The organism is Aeromonas sp. A600620, assembly GCF_029479985.1.
GTDB lineage: Bacteria > Pseudomonadota > Gammaproteobacteria > Enterobacterales > Aeromonadaceae > Aeromonas > Aeromonas veronii_A.
The window spans coordinates 33,354-51,437 of sequence record NZ_JAAKXB010000013.1 but is presented as its reverse complement, the minus strand read 5'-3'; the positions used below and the strand labels follow the sequence as shown (position 1 = coordinate 51,437).

Sequence of the window (18,084 nt, the reverse complement as noted above, 5' to 3'; positions counted from 1 at the left end):
AAAGGAAAGCAAAGAGGATTTATGGCAACCCAACGACGCAAGCGTGCCCCCAAGAAGGCAGCGCCCAAACGCACCATCTGGCGCAAGCTGTTCTGGCTTGGCTTCAAGCTCTCCCTGGTGGTGGCGGCCTTTATGGTGGTGTTTGGCATCTACCTCGATACCAAGGTGCGCGAGCGCTTCGATGGCGAGAAGTGGCAGCTGCCGGTTATGGTCTACAGCCGCCCGCTGGAGCTCTATCCCAGCCAGCGCCTGTCGCGGGACCAGATGCTGCGCGAGCTCAATATGCTGAGCTACAAGCAGGTGCGCCAGCCTCACACGCCGGGTGAATACACCATCAACGGCAACCGCATCGAGCTGATTCGCCGTCCGTTCGAGTTCTATGATGGCGCCGACGGTGCCCGTGGCCTGCGCCTCACCTTCAACGGCCCGCGCCTTGAGGGGATCCAGTCGTTGGAGAACCAGCGCCAGCTCGGTTACGCCCAAATGGACCCGGTGCTGCTCGATCGCCTCAATACCGAGGATCGGGAAGATCGCCTGCTGGTACGCATCGCCGAGGTGCCCGACAGCCTGCTGGTGACCCTGCTCACCACCGAAGATCGCGACTTCTACCAGCATGGCGGCGTCTCGCCGGTGGCCATCATGCGCGCCATGTTCGCCAACCTGATCGCGGGTCGTACCGTGCAGGGGGGCAGTACTCTGACCCAGCAGTTGGCCAAGAACTTCTTCCTGACCCGTGAGCGCAGCCTGTGGCGAAAACTGCAGGAAGCCTATATGGCTGTGCTGATCGACTATCGCTACAGCAAGGACGAGATCCTGGAGTCCTACCTCAACGAGGTCTATCTGGGGCAAAACTTCTCGCAAGGGGTCTATGGTTTTGGCCTCGCCTCCTACTTCTACTTCGGCATTCCGGTCAACGAGCTGGATATCGATCAGGTGGCCCTGCTGGTCGGTCTGGTGAAAGGCCCCTCCTATTACGACCCATGGCGCTTCCCGGAGCGGGCCAAGACTCGCCGGGATCTGGTACTGAAGCTGCTGATGGATCACGGCAGCCTGACCCAGGCCGAATATGAGCTGGCCAGCCGCCAACCCCTCGGCATCATCGCCCGTGGCCAGATGAGCTATGGTCGCACCCCGGCCTTTATGGGACTGCTCAAGCGAGAGATCCAGAGCCGCTTCGGCGCCGATCTGCTCAAGCAGTCCGGCCTCAAGATCTTCACCAGCCTCGACCCCATCGCCCAGCACGCGGCCGAGCGGGCGGTCGAATCGGGCCTCGCCGATATCGAGAAACTGCGCGGCAAGAAGAAGCTGGAGGCGGCCATGGTGGTCTCCGACTGGCATAAGGGCGAAGTGGTGGCGCTGGTGGGTGGCCGCGATCCCCGCTACGCCGGGTTCAACCGGGCGCTGGATGCCCGCCGCCAGATCGGCTCGCTGGTGAAACCGGCGGTCTACCTCACCGGTCTCTCAAACGGCCTGACGCTCGCGACCCCGCTCAAAGATCAGCCGATCCGCATTCGCGGTCAGGATGGTCAGGTCTGGACGCCGCAAAACTACGATCGCAAGTTCCGCCAGAGCGTGCCGCTGATGGATGCATTGGCCAGCTCCCTCAACGTGCCGACCGTCAATCTGGGGCTGCAAGTGGGGCTGGAGAAGGTTGTCGACACCCTGCACAAGCTGGGAGTTCAGCAGGAGATCCAGCCCTACCCGTCGCTGGTGCTGGGGGCGGTTGCCCTCTCCCCGCTGGAAGTGAACCAGATGTATCTGCCCATCGCCAATCAGGGACTGACCCAGCCGCTGTCGGCCATTCGCGCCGTGGTGAACGGGGATGGCAGCCTGCTCTATCAGCATGATCAGACCGCCAAGCGGGTCACCGACCAGCAAGCAAGCTGGCTGACCCTGTTCGCCATGACCAAGACGGTGAGTCAGGGCACAGCCCGCGCCCTCAGTGCCAAGTTCCCCGGCGCCACCATGGCGGCCAAGACCGGCACCACCAACGAGCTGCGCGACTCCTGGTTTGCCGGGATGGACAACAACGAACTGGTCAGTATCTGGGTCGGTCGCGACGACAACACCCCGGCGGGCTTGACCGGTGCCAGCGGTGCCCTGCAGCTCTTTAGCGGCTACATGAGCCAGCGAGGCGTCAACAGCCTGAGCCTGCAGATCCCGGAGGGGATCACCTGGGCCAACTTCTCCCGTGCCAGCGGCACCCGCGTCACCAGCGACTGCCCGGGCAGCCTGCAGGTACCGGCCAAGACCTCGACTATGGGCTCCCCGACCAGCTGTGCCGGCAGTACGACGCCACGCAGTGCCCTGGATGAGTGGTTCGGTGGATTCTTCAACTGACATCGCGAGAGGGGCTGCACGGGCGGCCCCTCTCCCCAGCCTGCTTACAAGGAGTCATCATGAGCCAGCCGTTGTTTGAGGCTATTCACCACATTGCCATTATCGCCAGCGATTACCAGCGATCGCGCCACTTCTATCACGAGGTACTGGGGCTGCCCATCATCGCCGAGACCCTGCGCGAGGCGCGCCAGTCGTGGAAACTGGATCTGGCCCTGCCGGACGGCAGCCAGCTGGAGCTGTTCAGCTTCCCCTCGCCTTCCGAGCGCCCCTCCCACCCCGAAGCGTGCGGCCTGCGCCATCTCGCCTTTCGGGTCAGCGACCTTGACCGCGTCATCGCCCATCTGCATGCCCATCGAGTCGATGTTGAGCCAGTGCGGGTGGATGAACTGACCGGCAAGCGCTTTACCTTCTTCGCCGACCCGGACGGTCTGCCGCTGGAGCTCTACGAAGCGCCGCGCTGAGCCTGCATCGACCAAGCAATCAGCCAAACAAAAGCCGCCCGGTTGCGACCGGGCGGCTTTTGTTTGGCTGATTGCTTCAGGTTATCAGGCGGTAGTCAGCATAACGACAGCCAGCGCCATCACCATCATGCCAGCCCAGCCGATGGGCTTGAGCCGCTCACCGAAGAAGAGCAAACCGCCCAGCGCCGTACCGACGATGCCGATAGCCCCCCAGGTGGCGTAGGCAACAGCCAGGTCAATCTGGCCGCCACTTACCGCTTCCGAGAGCAGGGTAAAGGCGCCGAGTACCAGCATGATCCCCAGGAAGCCCCACCCCTTGTAACGAAAGCCTTTGGAGCGGTTGATGGCCATGTTGGCGCCGATATCGATCAGTGCTGCCCCCAGTACAATCACAAACGGACTCATGCTGTGACCTCCGTTTCAACTGACCCGGTTGCAGGCTCATCATGGGTCTCCCCCATGGTCACCATAACAATCCCCACTATCGCGAGAGCCAGGCCAATCAGCTCCTGAACGGTCACATCGTAACCAAGGAACATAACCGACACTATGGTGATCAAGGTGATCCCGAGCCCCTCCCAGAGCGCAAACGCAATACCAATGGAGATTGTTTTGGCGGCTTTTGCCAGCAACCAGTACGAGAAACCGATCAACAGCCACATCGGGATGTAATTCATCCAGCCAGCCCCCTGCTCGGGGATCATGGTCATGCTGGAGGTGCCGGCGACCTCGGTCAAGATGGCGCCGGTCAAAAACAGCCGGGCCAGAAACATACGACTTAATAACATATAGGATGCCTTTGTTGCTTCGACGGGAGAGATGGTAAACGGGGAGAAGCAACTCGCGACAATCGCTCAGCGTCGATTATTCCGACGCCACAGGTTTGCCTTGCCTTGGTTCGGCACGCTAAGGTGATGGTGAAAAACTCCGCCATGGTCTGTAAAACATGAAGCTATATCAGATAGAACTCTTTGTAGAGTCAGCCAATAGCGGCTCTATAGCCAACACCGCCCGTCGTCTCGGCAAAAGCCGCAGCGCTGTCAGCACCTCCATCGCAGCACTGGAAGTTGAGCTTGGCGTCGAACTTTTCGAACGAGGAGCCAATCAGAGTCGCCTGACCGAGATCGGCGAGCTGGTACTTGATGATTGCACTCGCCTGCTACAGGCGGCCAACAGCTTGCAGCAGAAGTGCAAACATTACGCCTCGGGTGCCGAAGTGGCGCTGCGGGTTGCCCGCGATGACGCCATCCCCGAGCAAGTGTGGCGCGAGATGCTGGCCAGCCTGCACAACCAGTTTCCCGGCACCAGTATCTCTCTGGTGCTTGCCTCTCCGCCTGAACTGCCAGCGCTGGTTGAAGAGGGGTTCGTCGATGCCGCATTTGGCCTTATTACCGAGGATCAGGAGCGCAGCGGCCTCAACATCGATCTGCTCAACCCGATCCGCACCCTGATGGTGGTGGCGCCCAGCCATCCGCTGGCCGGACTGAAGCGGGTCAAACAGCAGGATCTGACCGATCACACCCAGGTAACTCTCTCGTATGTAGATGAATTTTCTGTAAAAAGCCTGCTACCTGTGGGAGGCCAGCATATAGGTCTCTCCAGCTTCGAGTTGATGCGTAACGCGGTCCTCGATGGGCTGGGCTGGGCGGTGCTCCCCTCGCCACTTATCCAGAGCCAGCTGCGACAAGGCACCCTGCTGACCCTGAAGCACAAGTTCAGCCTGCAGTGGCGAGACTATGGCGTCTATCTGGCAGAAAATGCCTATCACGGCAAAGTATTGGCCTGGTTGAAAAAATCGATCCAGAGTTATCTTGAGCCTTTCGAGTAAAGATGAAAGAGGCGGTGCCAGCTCACGATATCTGCTTATCCTGATGATCCTGACAGAGGTGATCGTGCATACTCTTCACATACTCATTGAGCGCCGGAGGCGTAACCGATATGAGCAGTGCCCAAGACAAGGACGATATCTGGCTGGATGACGACATCATCGAACTCGATGATGAAGAGGTCGTGGTCCCCAAGGCACTCAATCCCTGGCAAGTGCTGATCGTGGATGATGAGCCGGATATTCATCACGCCACCCGGCTTGCCCTCTCCAATATTCAGTACAAATCTCGCCCGCTCGAGCTGCTCAACGCCTACAGCGGTGCTGAAGCCGCCACCATGCTGGAGGCCAATCCCAGGATTGCCCTGATCCTGCTCGATGTGGTGATGGAGACCGAAGATGCCGGTTTGCGGCTGGTGCACCGGATCCGCAACGAGATGCGCAACTCGCTGGTGCGGATCGTGCTGCGTACCGGCCAACCCGGTCAGGCACCGGAACAAAGGGTGATCCTCGATTACGACATCAACGACTACAAGACCAAGACCGAGTTGACGGTACAAAAACTCTTCACCACCGTCATCGCCTCCCTTCGCTCCTACGAAACCCTCAGCGCCATCGACAAGAGCCGACAGGGACTCGGCAAAATTCTGGAGGGCGCGGGCGATCTCTACCATCTCCATTCACTCAAGGAGTTTGCTTCCGGCGTGCTCAAACAGATCAGTGCCATTCTCGATGTGGGCACCGAAGGGGCCATCTGTGCCGAACGCCGTCCAGGCGAACATGGGCTTGAGATCCTGGCGGCAACCGGAGACTACGAGGCGCTGCTGGAGGAGAAGAGCCTTGATGAATTTTCTGCCCTGAAAGAGTCGGTCATGAAGGCGTTAAACGAGCGCTGCAACCGCTTTGAACACCCGCAGGACTCTCTCTATATTGCAGCCCAGAATGGCCGCGAGTTCGTGTTGAGCTTCACCCCGACCCAGCCTCTGGATCCTCTCGAGTGCGACCTGCTGGATGTCTTCTGCCAGCGCATCTCGGCGGCCTACGACAATCTCTATCTCTACAACCAGCTGCTTCGTGCCCAGGAGGCCACCGTGGTGGCGCTGGCGGCGCTGGCGGAGTTTCGTGATTCCGATACCGGCGAGCATGTCTTGCGGGTGCAGAAGCTCTCGGATGCCATCGTGGCCGAATTGAAGCAGATGGCGGTCTACCCGGAGCAACTGACTCCGGAGTTTGTCGAAATGATCGGTATGGCTTCCATCCTGCACGATGTGGGCAAGGTGGGCACCCCGGACCATATCCTGCACAAGCCCGGCCGTTTCGACCCGGAAGAGCGGGCCATCATGGAGCAGCACGCCGGCATCGGCGCCAATATCCTGCACAAGGCGGGCGAAATGGTGGAGGGAACCAGTTACCTCTCTCTCGGCGCCGAAATCGCCCGGGGCCACCACGAGCACTTCGATGGCAAGGGCTATCCGCTGCAGCTGGCTGGCCAGCAGATCCCGCTGTCGGCGAGGATAGTGGCGGTGGTCGATGTATTCGATGCCCTGCTCAGCAAGCGCCCCTACAAGGAGCCCTGGACGCTGGCGCAGACCATGGAGTATATCCAGTCCCGCTCCGGTACCCAGTTTGACTCTCATGTCGTAACAGCCCTGTCGCGACTGGTCAACGAGTCGAGACTCCCCTACTCGCTCTGACTCTCTGCACTTGCCACTCAGCATCCCTTGCCGGTGACCAAGGTCACCGGCAAGGCATCAAAACAGCCGTTTTGTTGCATCCCGTACACATCAACGCGCCGCAAACAGGAAACATCCTCCTTCTTTGTTAGCGATATCCGCTGAAATATGGTCATTTAACATCACATCGCTATAATATCGGCCTGCAAACCTGATACTAACAACGAAGGAATTATCATGAGCCTGAACCTGGTACCGGCCGGCAAGAGCCTGCCCGACGATATCTATGTCATCATCGAAATCCCGCAGAATGCCGACCCGATCAAATACGAAGTCGACAAGGACAGCGGTGCTATTTTCGTCGATCGCTTCATGTCTACCCCGATGTTCTATCCGTGCAACTACGGCTACGTGAACGCGACTCTCTCTCTGGATGGTGACCCCGTCGACGTACTGGTTCCGACCCCCTACCCGCTGCTGGCCGGTTCCGTCATTCGCTGCCGTCCGGTTGGCGTGCTGAAGATGACCGACGAATCTGGCGAAGATGCCAAGATCGTTGCCGTACCGCACTCCAAGCTGACCAAGCAGTACGACCACATCCAGGATGTGAACGATCTGCCGGAACTGCTGAAAGCCCAGATCCAGCACTTCTTCGAGCGCTACAAAGAGCTGGAAGCGGGCAAATGGGTCAAGGTGGAAGGTTGGGGCGACAAGGCCGCTGCAGAAGCCGAGATCAAGACCTCTGCCGAGCGTTACGCTGCCAAGTAAGCGTCACTTCGCTTGTAAAAAAGGCGCCTTATGGCGCCTTTTTTGTCGGTATTTGCGGCAGCTGACCGGCCGCATCTACGGCAGGATTGCCCTGAATGTATATTTCACGACCATCTTTCTGGTAAGGACGATAGTAATCACCGCCACAGCGATAGCCACCGCCCGGCTGGCTCATCAGCTCGCAGTTGACCGGCAACACCTCCAGCCACTTGATGGCCTGCTGGTAGCGCAACCACTCCTGCCATTCGTGTTCGCGCGCCAGCTGGTCACGCAGGGCAAAGGTATCCGCAACGGACATCCCCTTGTTGACGATCACCTGACCCGCCATAGCTGGCAGGCTGAGCAGCCCAAACAGCACTATGCTCCAAGGCTTCATAACCCCTCCAGAGTGACTTAATTTCACAATTAAATTAAAAGTCACATCAATCTGTTATCCAGATCACAAAACGAAACATCACCAAAGTGGTTCCGGCTCACCTAGTTGTTAATTATCGTCCACGGCAGGAAGCACCACCATGAAGCTGACCCCCGCGCTGTTGCTCAGCCTCACTCTCTGCACCACTCTTGGTGCTACAAGCAACGCCAGCGAAATCAACATGAGCTGGCAGTGGCAATCCACCGATGGCCAGCGCAAGCACTTCCAGCTGACCACCGACGATCAGGTGATGGCCGCCAGTCGCCACGAGATGAACCTGCTAAAGGCTTCCCTCACCAATCCGCTGGAGACCCTTTACGCCTACATCAGCCCGCGGCTCTACAACAGCATCAACCTGATCAATCAGAGCAGCCCCGAGACCGCTACCAAGTTTCTCAATCTTGAGCAGGCCTTCACCCTGCGGGACGACAGCATGGAGTCGATGCTGTTCTGGCAAGCCTACCAGCAGTATCAGGAAGATGCCTTCTACCAGATGAGGGTGATCCCCTGCGTCCATCCGGCCAATCGCAAACTGCCTTGCGTGCGACCCGATTACTCCCAGCTCTTCTACCACTTCAAGGGGCATCTCAAACCGCTGGCGCAGCAATTTGCGGCCAAGGATCTCGCCACCAGCGTCAGCCTGCTGCAGGAGTGGCTGAACGCCATCCCCACCCAGCCGGAGCAGCTGGATCACTTCGCGCCGCCGCTGCAAGCGTTGCAGGATAACAAGGCCGACAGCGACGAGAAGGCGCTGTTGATGGCCAGCCTGCTGGCAGAGCTGGCCCCGCAATATGTGCTCAGCATCATCTATCCGGATATCAGCATCGGCAGCGTCTCCCCTGCCTGGTTGGCCATTACGGCAGACAGTGGCGTACCCGGTGATGTGGTGGTGATCAACAATCAGCGCCATGTGTTGCTGACCGGCTCGTCCCTGCTGGCCCAGCAGATGACCATGGCCAAGATCCCCCTCATCAGTGAGTCGCTCTACTGACGCAGACAGCTCAGACCAGCAGCCAATTCATTGATTTTTATCGATGTCATGCCATCCTAGCCGCCCTTGCCAGCCAACCACCTGGCTGGCGGGGCGCCGACGCTTCTGAATTGCGATCTTATTTAACACTTTTTAAACAGATCCGATCAGTTTAGGATGAAGCTCGCCCATTCCCTCAATCCGAAACTCGTTATAACATAACAAATGGAGTGTCATCAGGATGAAACATCTCGTACTTACTTTGGCGCTGCTGCCATCTCTGGTCTTTGCTCACAACTTCAAGGATGGCAACCCGGTGCCGCTGGTCAATGTCAGCGACAAGGGTGAGCTGGTACTGAATGGCAAGGATATCGGTTACCAGCCGTGGCAGAGCACCTCGCTCACCGGCAAGGTGTTTCTGATCCAGCATATTGCCGGTCGCTCCAGTGCCAAGGAGCTGAACGCCCCGATGATCGAGGCGATCAAGGCCGCCAAACTGCCGCAAGACAAGTACCAGACCGTTACCGTCATCAACAGCAATGACGCCATCTGGGGCACCTCCGGCTTCGTGAAGAGCAGTGCCGAGGACAGCAAGAAAGAGTTCCCATGGTCCGCCATGGTGCTGGATGCCAAGGGCATGGCGCGCAACGCCTGGGATCTGACGCCGGAAAGCTCGGCGATCATCCTGCTGGATAAAGAGGGCAAGGTGCTGTTTGCCAAAGATGGCCAGCTCGATGCCAACAACATTGCTACCGTGATGGGGCTCATCAAGTCCCATCTCTAAGTCAGAGAGAAAGGGCGCTGATGGCGCCCTTTCCATAAGGGTCTATGGGTCGTATCAAACTGAAAATCTGGATCTTGCTGCTGGGCTGGTTATGGCTGCAGCCTGCCCTTGCCCGGCACCAGTTTGAATCCGCCCTGCCCGGCCACGATGACCATCACTGCCTGGTTTGCGCCCTCCATCTGGATGGCAAACAGATCATCACCGCCACCCCCTATTGTTTCCCCGGTTCGACCTCTGTTTTGCCCGCAGTTGCAACCATGCAACGCTCGGCGGATACCGCCACGCTTCACAGCTATGCCATCCGTGCGCCGCCCGCCTCTGCTTTTCTCTATCCCTTTGTTTAATTTCGCTATTTGTTTTGAAAAAGGATTAAAGATGAAAGCAGTTACTCTGTTGCTGGCCGCAGCGGCCTTTGGCGCACACGCAAATCACGACGAACACGAGAGCCACAGCCACGGCGCCCACGAGCATGGCCACGGCCACCTCAATCTGGTGGTCGATGGCGACCAGCTGATGATCGAGCTGCAGGCGCCCGCAGCCGATCTGGTAGGCTTCGAACACGCCGCCAAGAGCGATGAAGAGAAGGCGCAATATGCCAAGGCGGTCGCCCGTCTCCAGCAGCCTGATGCCCTGTTCCGCTTCGACCCGGCCGCTGGCTGCAAACTGACCCAGCAGGAGCTGCAGGCCGCCAAAGAAGATCATGATCACGACCATGACCATGACCATGACAAGGCTGCCAGCGACAAACATGAAGACCACCATGATCATGACGAAGCGGGTCACGCCGATATGGGCGCCATGTACACCTACACCTGCGCCACCCCGGCCAAACTGACCGGCCTCGAGGCGACCCTGTTCAGCGTCTATCCAAGCCTTGAGAAGCTGAGCGTGCAGGGGATCCTGCCCACCGGCCAGACCGCGGGCGAGCTGACCCCGTCCGCCAACAAGCTGAGCTGGTAACGCCATGAAAAAAGCCGTGGTTGAGATCCGCGATCTGGCCTTTGCCTGGCCAGGTGGCGACGCTGTACTCGATCTGCCCGCCCTCACCATCCGCGAGGGTGAGCGGGTCTTTATCAAGGGCCCGTCGGGCTCCGGCAAGTCGACCCTGCTCGGGTTGCTGGCCGGGATCCAGACCGCCAACCACGGCACCCTGGAGGTGCTGGGCCAACCATTGGCCCGGCTCTCTGGCCGTGCCCGTGACCACTTCCGGGCGGCCAATCTGGGTTATATCTTCCAGCAGTTCAATCTGCTGCCCTTTCTCTCGGTGCAGGACAACGTGACCGCTGCCCTCACCTTCTCGCCCGCCAAACGGGCTCGCCTGCAAGGGAGTCCGGAGCAGGAGGCGCGCCGTCTGCTGGCGGAGCTGCAACTGCCGGATGACGCACTGCATCGCCCCGTCCACGCCCTCAGCATCGGCCAGCAGCAGCGGGTTGCCGCCGCACGGGCGCTGATCGGCTCGCCGCCACTGGTGATCGCCGACGAGCCCACCTCGGCACTCGACACCGACAACCGGGCCGCCTTTATCAAGCTGTTGTTCGAGGAGTGCGACAAACAGGGCTCTACCCTGATCTTCGTCAGTCACGACCCTTATCTCGAACCCCTGTTCCCGCGGGTCGAAAACCTGCAACAGCTCAACCGGAGGGCATCATGCTAAAGCTAGCCCTGCAAAGTCTCTGGGCCCGCCGCCTTACCGCCGGGCTCACCCTGCTGGCCGTCGCCATCAGCGTCACCCTGCTGCTCGGGGTGGAGCGGGTGCGCACCCAGGCCCGTGAAAGCTTCTCCAACACCGTCTCGGGAACCGATCTCATCGTCGGCGCCCGCTCCGGTCAGGTGAATCTGCTGCTCTACTCGGTGTTTCGCATCGGCAACCCCACCAACAACGTGGGGTGGGACTCCTATCAGGCCATCAAGCAGAAACCGGGCGTCGCCTGGACCATCCCGCTCTCCCTTGGTGACTCCCACAAGGGATTTCGGGTGCTCGGCACCAATGGCGACTACTTCACCCACCTGAAGTACGGTCAGCAACAGTCGCTGCAACTGCGGGAAGGGCGACCGTTCGAGACGCCGTTTGAAGCGGTGCTCGGCGCCCAGGTGGCCGAGAAGCTCGGCTATCACCTCGACCAATCCATCGTCATCGCACACGGCGCTGGCAACACCTCGTTCAGCCAGCACGACAATCTGCCATTCAAGGTGGTGGGCATTCTGGCGCCGACCGGTACGCCCATCGATCGCACCATCCATGTGCCGCTGGCGGGGATCGAGGCGATCCATCTCGGTTGGGATACCGGTCGCCACAGCAAGAACGTGACGCCGGAGCAGGCGCTGGCGCAGGATCTTACCCCGAAAACCATCACCGCCTTTATGGTGGGGCTGAGCAACCGGATCCTGGCGTTCCAGCTGCAGCGCAGCGTCAACACCTATCCCAAGGAGCCGCTGATGGCGATCCTGCCGGGGGCCGCCCTGCAGGAGCTGTGGAGCCTGATGAGCGTGGCGGAAACCGCCCTCTCGGTGATCGCCGGTTTCGTGGTGGTGGCGGGCCTGATCGGCATGCTGACGACCCTGCTGGCGGGGCTTAACGAGCGGCGCCGGGAGCTCGCCATCTTGCGATCCCTCGGTGCGGGCCCTGCCCACCTGTTCCTGCTGCTGGCGCTGGAGGCCATGGCGCTGACCACGGTCGGTATCGCTCTCGGGGTCGCCGTGCTCTATCTGGGGCAGGGGCTTGCCTCGCCCTGGCTGCTCAGCCACTATGGCCTGCAACTGAGTCTGGGGCTGCCGAGCACCTACGAGTGGCAGTTGCTGGGGGTAGTCTGGCTGGCAGGCATGGTGATTGGCCTGCTCCCTGCCGCCCGCGCTTACCGCTACAGCCTGAGCGATGGCATGAGCATTCGCGTCTAGCGAGACGCCCAAAATAGAAACAGAAGGACAGATGATGAAGTGGAAAATTGTGGCGCTGCTCGCCAGCCTGCTGGTGCTGCCCGCCCTGGCCGCCGATTACAAGACCATCGACTGGGATGTGCTCATCCCGGAAGGGGAGAAACTGCTGCCACCGCCCCAGGTCAATCACGAAGATCCCATGTCGGTGCCGCAACCGGTGGGCGGGGTAAACAAGAAGCTGGACAACCAGGATGTGCGCATTCCGGGCTTCGTAGTGCCGCTGGAAGGGGATGCCAAGAAGATCACCGCCTTCCTGCTGGTGCCCTACTTCGGCGCCTGCATCCATGTGCCGCCGCCCCCCACCAATCAGGTGATCTATGTGAGCTACCCCAAGGGGGCGCCGGTGGATGACCTGTGGGATGCCATCTGGGTGAAGGGCAAGATGCGCACGGTCAGCTCCAGCCACGAGATGGCCACCGCCTCCTATTCGATGGAAGCGGTCGAGGTGAGTGTCTACGAGGAGTAATCCTCCCGTTGCAAAAAAAGCGGCCTCCACGGAGGCCGCTTTGTTATCTTGGCATCCCGGTTGGAGTAACATTCAGCTCCAGAACCTGTGCGAATGGAGTCAGCATGGCAGACCTCCCCCCCCCGAAAAAAGAGAGTTCGATCCTGAGCAGCCAGGAGCAGACCCTGCGTCTGGCGCGCAGTCGCGGCATCGACGGCATGCTCACCCGCAACAGCGACAGCACCTTCGAACAGCGCGCCACCTTTCGCCATCTGGCGGATCAGGCCGCCCGCCAGCGCAATCTGGAAGCCATCATGGTGATGGCCTCCCGCCACTGCGAAGAGACGGCCGCCGGCGGCGAGATGGACAGCGACTGGCTGACCCGCTTCCTGCAACTGGCGGAAGATATCAGCATGGTGCCGATGCAGCAGCTGTGGGGGCGGATTTTCGCGCTGGAAGTCGCCACGCCGGGCCGCTTCTCCATACGGGCGCTCGCCACCCTCAAAGAGATGACCCAGCGCGAGGCCCAGCTGTTCCAGCGCATCTGTTCACTGACCTGCCACTACACCGGCAGCGACGAGCAGCGACTGCTGCTGGGGCTGCACAAGGGGGCCACCCTGCTGAGTCGTGCCAAGGCAACCCGCCTTGGCCTTGGCAAATACCGACTGCCCTACAACGCCCTGCTGCAACTGTTTGAGCTCGGGCTGCTGCATCGCGCGGAGCTGGAGTCAGGCCCGCTGCCCGCCGATGGGGTCGAGCTGGAGTTCGGCAACCAGCGCTGGCGGCTGCAGTGCAAGCAGAACAACATCACCCTGCTCTACTACCGCCTCACCCCGGTGGGCAACGAGCTCGCCCAGCTGCTGCAAGAGTCACCGCTGGAGGAGTACCTGCAGGATCTGAAAACCGTGCTAGTGCAGGGTATCCAGATTGAAGTGATGCAGCTCGTCAGCGCCCCCTCCTCACCCGCTCCCGACCCTCTCCCCTGATCTCTGGCGGGGCAGCTGTTGCCCCGTCGGTTCGTGGTTCCTTCGCATCAAGCTGCTGGCTCCCAGCTTATGGGCTTGTCCAGAATAGGTTGCAAATTGCAGATGCCGCAGAGGCACACCCCGTCTGCTCCGTTGCATATTGCAAACAACAACGATCTTTTCCTGCCAAAACGACACTAATAACACATCAATCATTAGTTTTTGCCAGCTGGCCCGCCCTTTGCACACGTCTTGATGCAGATCAAAATTTAACCACCACGGCTCGGGAGCAAGGCCATGAGAATCAATCAACCGGTTACCCAAAGAGAGCGTCTCTATCCAGACCACCAGAGCCTGATCTCCACCACGGATCTGGAGAGCCGCATCACCTACGCCAACGATGAGTTCTGCGATATTGCAGGCTTCTCGCTCGACGAGCTGAAGGGGGAACACCACAATCTGGTGCGCCATCCTGACATGCCGAAACAGGCCTTTGCCGATCTGTGGGGTCACATCAGGGATGGCAAGAGCTGGATGGGGCCGGTGAAAAATCGCTGCAAGAATGGCGATCACTACTGGGTCAGCGCCTTTGTCACCCCCATCAAGGATGCCAGTGGCCGGGTGGTGGAGTATCAGTCGGTGCGCACGGCCCCAAGCGAAGAGATCAAACAGCGGGCCGAGAAGGTCTATGCCGACCTTCGCAACAACAAGCTACCGCTGGCGCTCAAGCTGCCCACCTTCTCCCATACCCTGGCCATCAACCTCTGTCTGCTGCTGAGCCTGCTCGCCATGTTTGCGCTTGGCTACAACCACGACATGAACTGGCAACTGGCGCTGGTCGCCCTGCCGCTGGCGATAGCGGCCATCACCCTGAATGCCCTCTCCCGCCGCCTCGGCAAGCTCAACAAGATGGCCCGCAGCCGCTTTGACAACCCGCTGATGCAGCTGCTCTACACCAACAAGGTGGACAACATCGCCGCCATCGAACTCTCGATGGTGATGAATCAGGCCGAGTTCAACGCCGTGCTGGCCCGCACCCAGCAGACTTGCAGCAAGATCCTGCAGGCCGCCGAGGGGGATCTGCGCAACGCCGAATCCATCACCGACAACCTGCAACAGCAGCAGGCCGAAACCAATCAGGTAGCGACCGCCGTGACCGAGATGTCGGAGTCCATTCGCGAGGTGTCACAAAGTTCGACTGACTCCTCCAGCCTGCTGGATGAAACGGCCGTGCTGTTCAAGAGCGGCAACAGTAGCGTGGCCGAAACCGTGGCTGCCGTGGCAGGCATGAACAGCGAGTTGACCACCTCCAAGAGCGTGATCAGTGCGCTGGTCGGCCACTGCCGCGATATCGACGGCATCCTCGATGTGATCAACAACATCGCCAACCAGACCAACCTGCTGGCCCTCAACGCTGCCATCGAAGCGGCCCGGGCTGGCGAAGCGGGTCGCGGCTTCTCGGTAGTGGCCGACGAGATCCGCACGCTCGCCATCAAGACCCAATCCTCGACCAGCGAAATCCAGAAGATGATCACCGAGCTGCAAACCAGCGCCGGGGATGCAGAACAGGCGATGGAGAAGGGCTGCCAACTCTCCGAAAGCTGCCAGCAAAAAGCCTCGGCGACCGGCACCATACTCCAGCAGATCAACGATATGCTGCAGCAGGTGGCCTCTGGCAGCGGCCAGATTGCCCAGGCGGTACAGGAGCAGTTCCACGTTACCGCCGAGATCAACCGCAACGTGCTCAGCATCAAGACCCTGGCCGATGACTCCAGCGTGGGCAGCCAACACGCCGTGCACGGCATCACCCAGCTGGTAAACCAGTTAAGCGATCTGGACCGGCTGGTACGCCAGTTCCAGAAGGGCGCTCCGGCAAGCCAAAGCCGCTACGAAGTGACCACCACCCGCGCCGTGCCGGTACGCCAAGCCAGATAAAGACAAGCAATCACCGCAGAAAAACCACATGGGCCCTTGGGCCCATGTGGTTTTTTAATGTCTGCCGACAAGAGGGTGGCACTCTCGCTTTCACCTTCCAATCTCACTCTGCGCGGATAGGCTGCTGCAGTGGTGCGGTGGTGCGGTGGTGCGGTGGTGCGGTGGTGTAGTTATATCACCGTCCGTTATTTATTAATTTATTGATCTTGCTCAGAAAAATTCCCGCTTGTGCTTTTCACCCCAGCCCCGTTCGGTAACATAGCCGCTTGGCAACCTCTCGCAGGAGTCAGCCATGAACCAAGTCAGTGCCAAATCGCAGGTAAAAGCAGCAAGCTGGAGGCTGAAATTCAGGGGCGGTAGCGTGGTTTTTGCAGGTTGGCGCAGAGCGTAGCGAAGCCCAACAGACAAGCATGCTCAGCTCAACCAGAGCGGGATAAACATGGGCTGGGGCGATCGGTAAAAAAAATTTAAGATACGTATCCCGGTAAATGCTGGGCTTCACTTCGTTTAGCACCTACCTACGATTTTTAGCCCAACATACGAGATGTTTTTTCATACAGTAGTAACTGTGGCACAAAAAGCGGAAGTCAAGCGAATACGCCAAGCACGAGAAGAAAGCTGATAACATCATGACTTAATTATTATTTTTACTTGGCGACAGTGAAAATGTTACGGAGTTATATGGAATGCTCTGCTAACGGATTAGTGCCGCCTTCCATCTAATCACTGTTAAGCATCTAGGAGACTTATGGATTATCCCGGAGAAAAATTACTCCTAAAAATGTGGGAGACACTTGCTGAAAAAGGAATTGGTTCATTGCTAGCGCCATGGCAAGAGAAACGCATGGCAGATGCTAGAACAGAGATCCGCCGGAAAGAAATGCTTGTATTGGCTCAGGCAGAAATTGAAGTTGAATCAATAAAATCGGGCAAATCAAGCTTCCAACTGAAACCACAGGTTAAATTATTAAATGCGCCATCTGAAAATATAGATGCACTAGGTCGCATTGAGCCCACCATAGATCTCACAGGCTTAGCTATAGCCGTTAGCAATAACGACTTTTCTGAATCTGTTCGCAAGGAAACTAACATTGCCAAATCAATACTGATTGCTGAAGACATATTAGGCCAAGATCAGCAAGAGCCTTCAGACACCCCTATTGATGATGATTGGATTTACTCATGGAGAGACTACGCAGGAAGAGTTTCCTCTGAAGAACTACAAGATCTTTGGGGGCGAATCTTAGCTGGTGAAGTAAAACAGCCAGGGACTTACTCCATGCGCACCTTGGAGTTCTTAAAAGGCTTATCAAAATCAGAAGCAGAGCTAATTAGCAAAGCTGCTCGCTTTGTCATTGATGGCAGAATCTACCGAGAAAAAGAAGAATTCCTAGAACGAGAAGGAGTTTATTTTTCAAGCCTTTTGTTTTTGCAAGATATTGGAATACTTTCAGGAGTAGAAGCTCTCGGACTTACCACAACGTATAAAACACAAGATCAGAACAAATATTTTAAAGGCTTAATCGCAAGCAATAAGATTATTATCTTAGAACATGAAGATAAAAACAAAACCGTGGAGGCGGAAGTATATTTATTAACGCGAGTTGGTGCTGAAGTTTTGAGACTAGCTAGCTTCGGAGTCCACACAGATTATCTAGATTCTGTCGCAAAAGACTACGCAAAAAAAGGATTTAATGTAAAAACAGCTGATTTTATCCAGCAAACAGCAAGTTTGGGGCGTTACTTTAATCCGAAAGAAGTAAAGATCGAAGAAAATGCTTAACAAGTCAATCAACTTCGCGCCTGCGGCGCCGGACGCGCTAAAGCGCGCCGGTTATTGAGGCGTTATGTTCTAGGAGGTGTACATGGATAATACTAGAGACTTTTGGCTTAAAGAACTTGAGCAAGCAAAACAGTCCGGGAATCAACAGCAAGTTGATAACTATAATTATCTTTTGTCGACGTACACTGATTCGTATTTTGATAACCTTGCGCATTTTTTTGAAAAATTGCCTAATGATGGTGACCTAATGTTGCTCGTTTTGAAAGGTCATTTACTCATTGAGCAGCAAATCCGTAGCTACGTAAATAATCACTTCCCAAATCCAAAGGTACTCAATGGTGTGTTTAAAGAAACATCAACAGTGATCAGCCTTGGTCGTGCATATTGTGATGATAACTGTGAAGATACGATGCAATTGTGGGATTGTTTTGCGAAGTTGAACAATATTCGAAATCATATGGCACACAATATAGACCATACTGGTTTAGAGCACAAAATAGAGGACTTCCTTGTCAAGTCTCAAAGATTTGTGTCTTTTTTACCGGATAGCGACAGTGTTTTCGATCGTATGCACAGCAGCATCAATGCTATTTACCAAAAAGCGTTATACCTTGCGACAGTACAAGAAAAGCAGTATCAACACTTCGTTGAGTCACGAACATAACAAACGCCTCAAGAGGGACTGTCAACGCGCGGTGGTTGCAGTTGTTGTGTTTGAGTTTGAGTTTGAGTTTGAGTTTGAGTTTGGTTGTTATGCGTTGCCCACCCCTTAACCAAACGTTATGT

Annotated in this window: 19 protein-coding genes; 16 read left to right on the top strand and 3 right to left on the bottom strand. The window is 57.6% G+C overall.

The window, feature by feature from the left end:
* Window positions 1-21: 21 nt before the first annotated feature.
* Together mrcB and gloA2 are read left to right on the top strand one after the other, a co-directional pair.
* The gene (mrcB, locus tag G5533_RS15600; RefSeq protein WP_216979464.1) at window positions 22-2,340 is read left to right on the top strand and encodes a penicillin-binding protein 1B; all 2,319 of its coding nucleotides are present in this window, start codon (window positions 22-24) and stop codon (window positions 2,338-2,340) included.
* Between the two features lie 59 nt (window positions 2,341-2,399).
* The gene (gene gloA2 / locus G5533_RS15595; protein WP_181497083.1) at window positions 2,400-2,801 is read left to right on the top strand and encodes an SMU1112c/YaeR family gloxylase I-like metalloprotein; all 402 of its coding nucleotides are present in this window, start codon (window positions 2,400-2,402) and stop codon (window positions 2,799-2,801) included.
* Between the two features lie 84 nt (window positions 2,802-2,885).
* Here the strand turns inward: gloA2 and G5533_RS15590 are convergent, their stop codons facing one another.
* On the bottom strand, window positions 2,886-3,206 hold the full coding sequence (locus tag G5533_RS15590) for an SMR family transporter (RefSeq protein WP_005335659.1): 321 nt from the start codon (window positions 3,204-3,206) through the stop codon (window positions 2,886-2,888).
* Entirely contained in the window at window positions 3,203-3,589 is a 387-nt protein-coding gene (locus G5533_RS15585) for a DMT family transporter (RefSeq protein WP_421255540.1), read from the bottom strand. Before G5533_RS15585 ends, G5533_RS15590 begins: the two co-directional genes overlap by 4 nt.
* Window positions 3,590-3,747: 158 nt before the next feature.
* On the opposite strand from G5533_RS15585, the gene G5533_RS15580 reads away from it, so the two are divergent.
* From G5533_RS15580 to ppa, 3 genes are all read left to right on the top strand, one after another.
* A complete protein-coding gene (locus G5533_RS15580; RefSeq protein ID WP_216979467.1) occupies window positions 3,748-4,629 on the top strand; it encodes a LysR family transcriptional regulator in 882 nt (293 codons plus the stop codon).
* A 110-nt stretch (window positions 4,630-4,739) separates the two neighbouring features.
* A complete protein-coding gene (locus G5533_RS15575) occupies window positions 4,740-6,320 on the top strand; it encodes a DUF3369 domain-containing protein (RefSeq protein ID WP_421223911.1) in 1,581 nt (526 codons plus the stop codon).
* Between the two features lie 216 nt (window positions 6,321-6,536).
* Window positions 6,537-7,067, top strand: a complete 531-nt coding sequence (ppa, locus tag G5533_RS15570) for an inorganic diphosphatase (RefSeq protein WP_005335667.1) — start codon at window positions 6,537-6,539, stop codon at window positions 7,065-7,067.
* Between the two features lie 28 nt (window positions 7,068-7,095).
* On the opposite strand, the gene G5533_RS15565 is transcribed toward ppa, so the two are convergent.
* The gene (locus G5533_RS15565) at window positions 7,096-7,443 is read right to left on the bottom strand and encodes a hypothetical protein (RefSeq protein WP_441255028.1); all 348 of its coding nucleotides are present in this window, start codon (window positions 7,441-7,443) and stop codon (window positions 7,096-7,098) included.
* Between the two features lie 139 nt (window positions 7,444-7,582).
* Between G5533_RS15565 and G5533_RS15560 the strand changes: the two genes are divergently transcribed.
* The 11 genes from G5533_RS15560 (at window position 7,583) to G5533_RS15510 (ending at window position 17,962) form a co-directional block, all read left to right on the top strand.
* Window positions 7,583-8,473, top strand: a complete 891-nt coding sequence (locus G5533_RS15560) for a hypothetical protein (RefSeq protein WP_441255026.1) — start codon at window positions 7,583-7,585, stop codon at window positions 8,471-8,473.
* Window positions 8,474-8,693: 220 nt separating this feature from the next.
* On the top strand, window positions 8,694-9,236 hold the full coding sequence (locus G5533_RS15555) for a YtfJ family protein (protein WP_005343253.1): 543 nt from the start codon (window positions 8,694-8,696) through the stop codon (window positions 9,234-9,236).
* A gap of 44 nt (window positions 9,237-9,280) precedes the next feature.
* Window positions 9,281-9,580, top strand: coding sequence for a DUF2607 family protein (locus tag G5533_RS15550; protein WP_139406805.1), 300 nt, complete (start codon window positions 9,281-9,283; stop codon window positions 9,578-9,580).
* A 31-nt stretch (window positions 9,581-9,611) separates the two neighbouring features.
* Complete coding sequence (locus G5533_RS15545) at window positions 9,612-10,196, top strand: DUF2796 domain-containing protein (protein WP_376891629.1); 585 nt, start codon at window positions 9,612-9,614, stop codon at window positions 10,194-10,196.
* A 4-nt stretch (window positions 10,197-10,200) separates the two neighbouring features.
* On the top strand, window positions 10,201-10,890 hold the full coding sequence (locus G5533_RS15540; RefSeq protein WP_005335686.1) for an ABC transporter ATP-binding protein: 690 nt from the start codon (window positions 10,201-10,203) through the stop codon (window positions 10,888-10,890).
* The gene (locus tag G5533_RS15535) at window positions 10,884-12,131 is read left to right on the top strand and encodes an ABC transporter permease (protein ID WP_005354695.1); all 1,248 of its coding nucleotides are present in this window, start codon (window positions 10,884-10,886) and stop codon (window positions 12,129-12,131) included. Before G5533_RS15540 ends, G5533_RS15535 begins: the two co-directional genes overlap by 7 nt.
* 31 nt (window positions 12,132-12,162) lie before the next feature.
* Window positions 12,163-12,636 carry a DUF3299 domain-containing protein gene (locus tag G5533_RS15530; RefSeq protein WP_026034852.1) on the top strand — a complete coding sequence of 158 codons (474 nt, stop codon included), beginning with the start codon at window positions 12,163-12,165 and terminating at the stop codon, window positions 12,634-12,636.
* A gap of 104 nt (window positions 12,637-12,740) precedes the next feature.
* On the top strand, window positions 12,741-13,601 hold the full coding sequence (locus tag G5533_RS15525; RefSeq protein ID WP_019444767.1) for a TIGR03899 family protein: 861 nt from the start codon (window positions 12,741-12,743) through the stop codon (window positions 13,599-13,601).
* Between the two features lie 276 nt (window positions 13,602-13,877).
* The gene (locus G5533_RS15520; protein WP_441255024.1) at window positions 13,878-15,515 is read left to right on the top strand and encodes a methyl-accepting chemotaxis protein; all 1,638 of its coding nucleotides are present in this window, start codon (window positions 13,878-13,880) and stop codon (window positions 15,513-15,515) included.
* Window positions 15,516-16,263: 748 nt separating this feature from the next.
* Entirely contained in the window at window positions 16,264-17,298 is a 1,035-nt protein-coding gene (locus G5533_RS15515) for a DUF2806 domain-containing protein (RefSeq protein WP_323970182.1), read from the top strand.
* 82 nt (window positions 17,299-17,380) lie between these two features.
* Complete coding sequence (locus tag G5533_RS15510) at window positions 17,381-17,962, top strand: hypothetical protein (protein ID WP_335831139.1); 582 nt, start codon at window positions 17,381-17,383, stop codon at window positions 17,960-17,962.
* The last annotated feature ends 122 nt before the right edge of the window (window positions 17,963-18,084 follow it).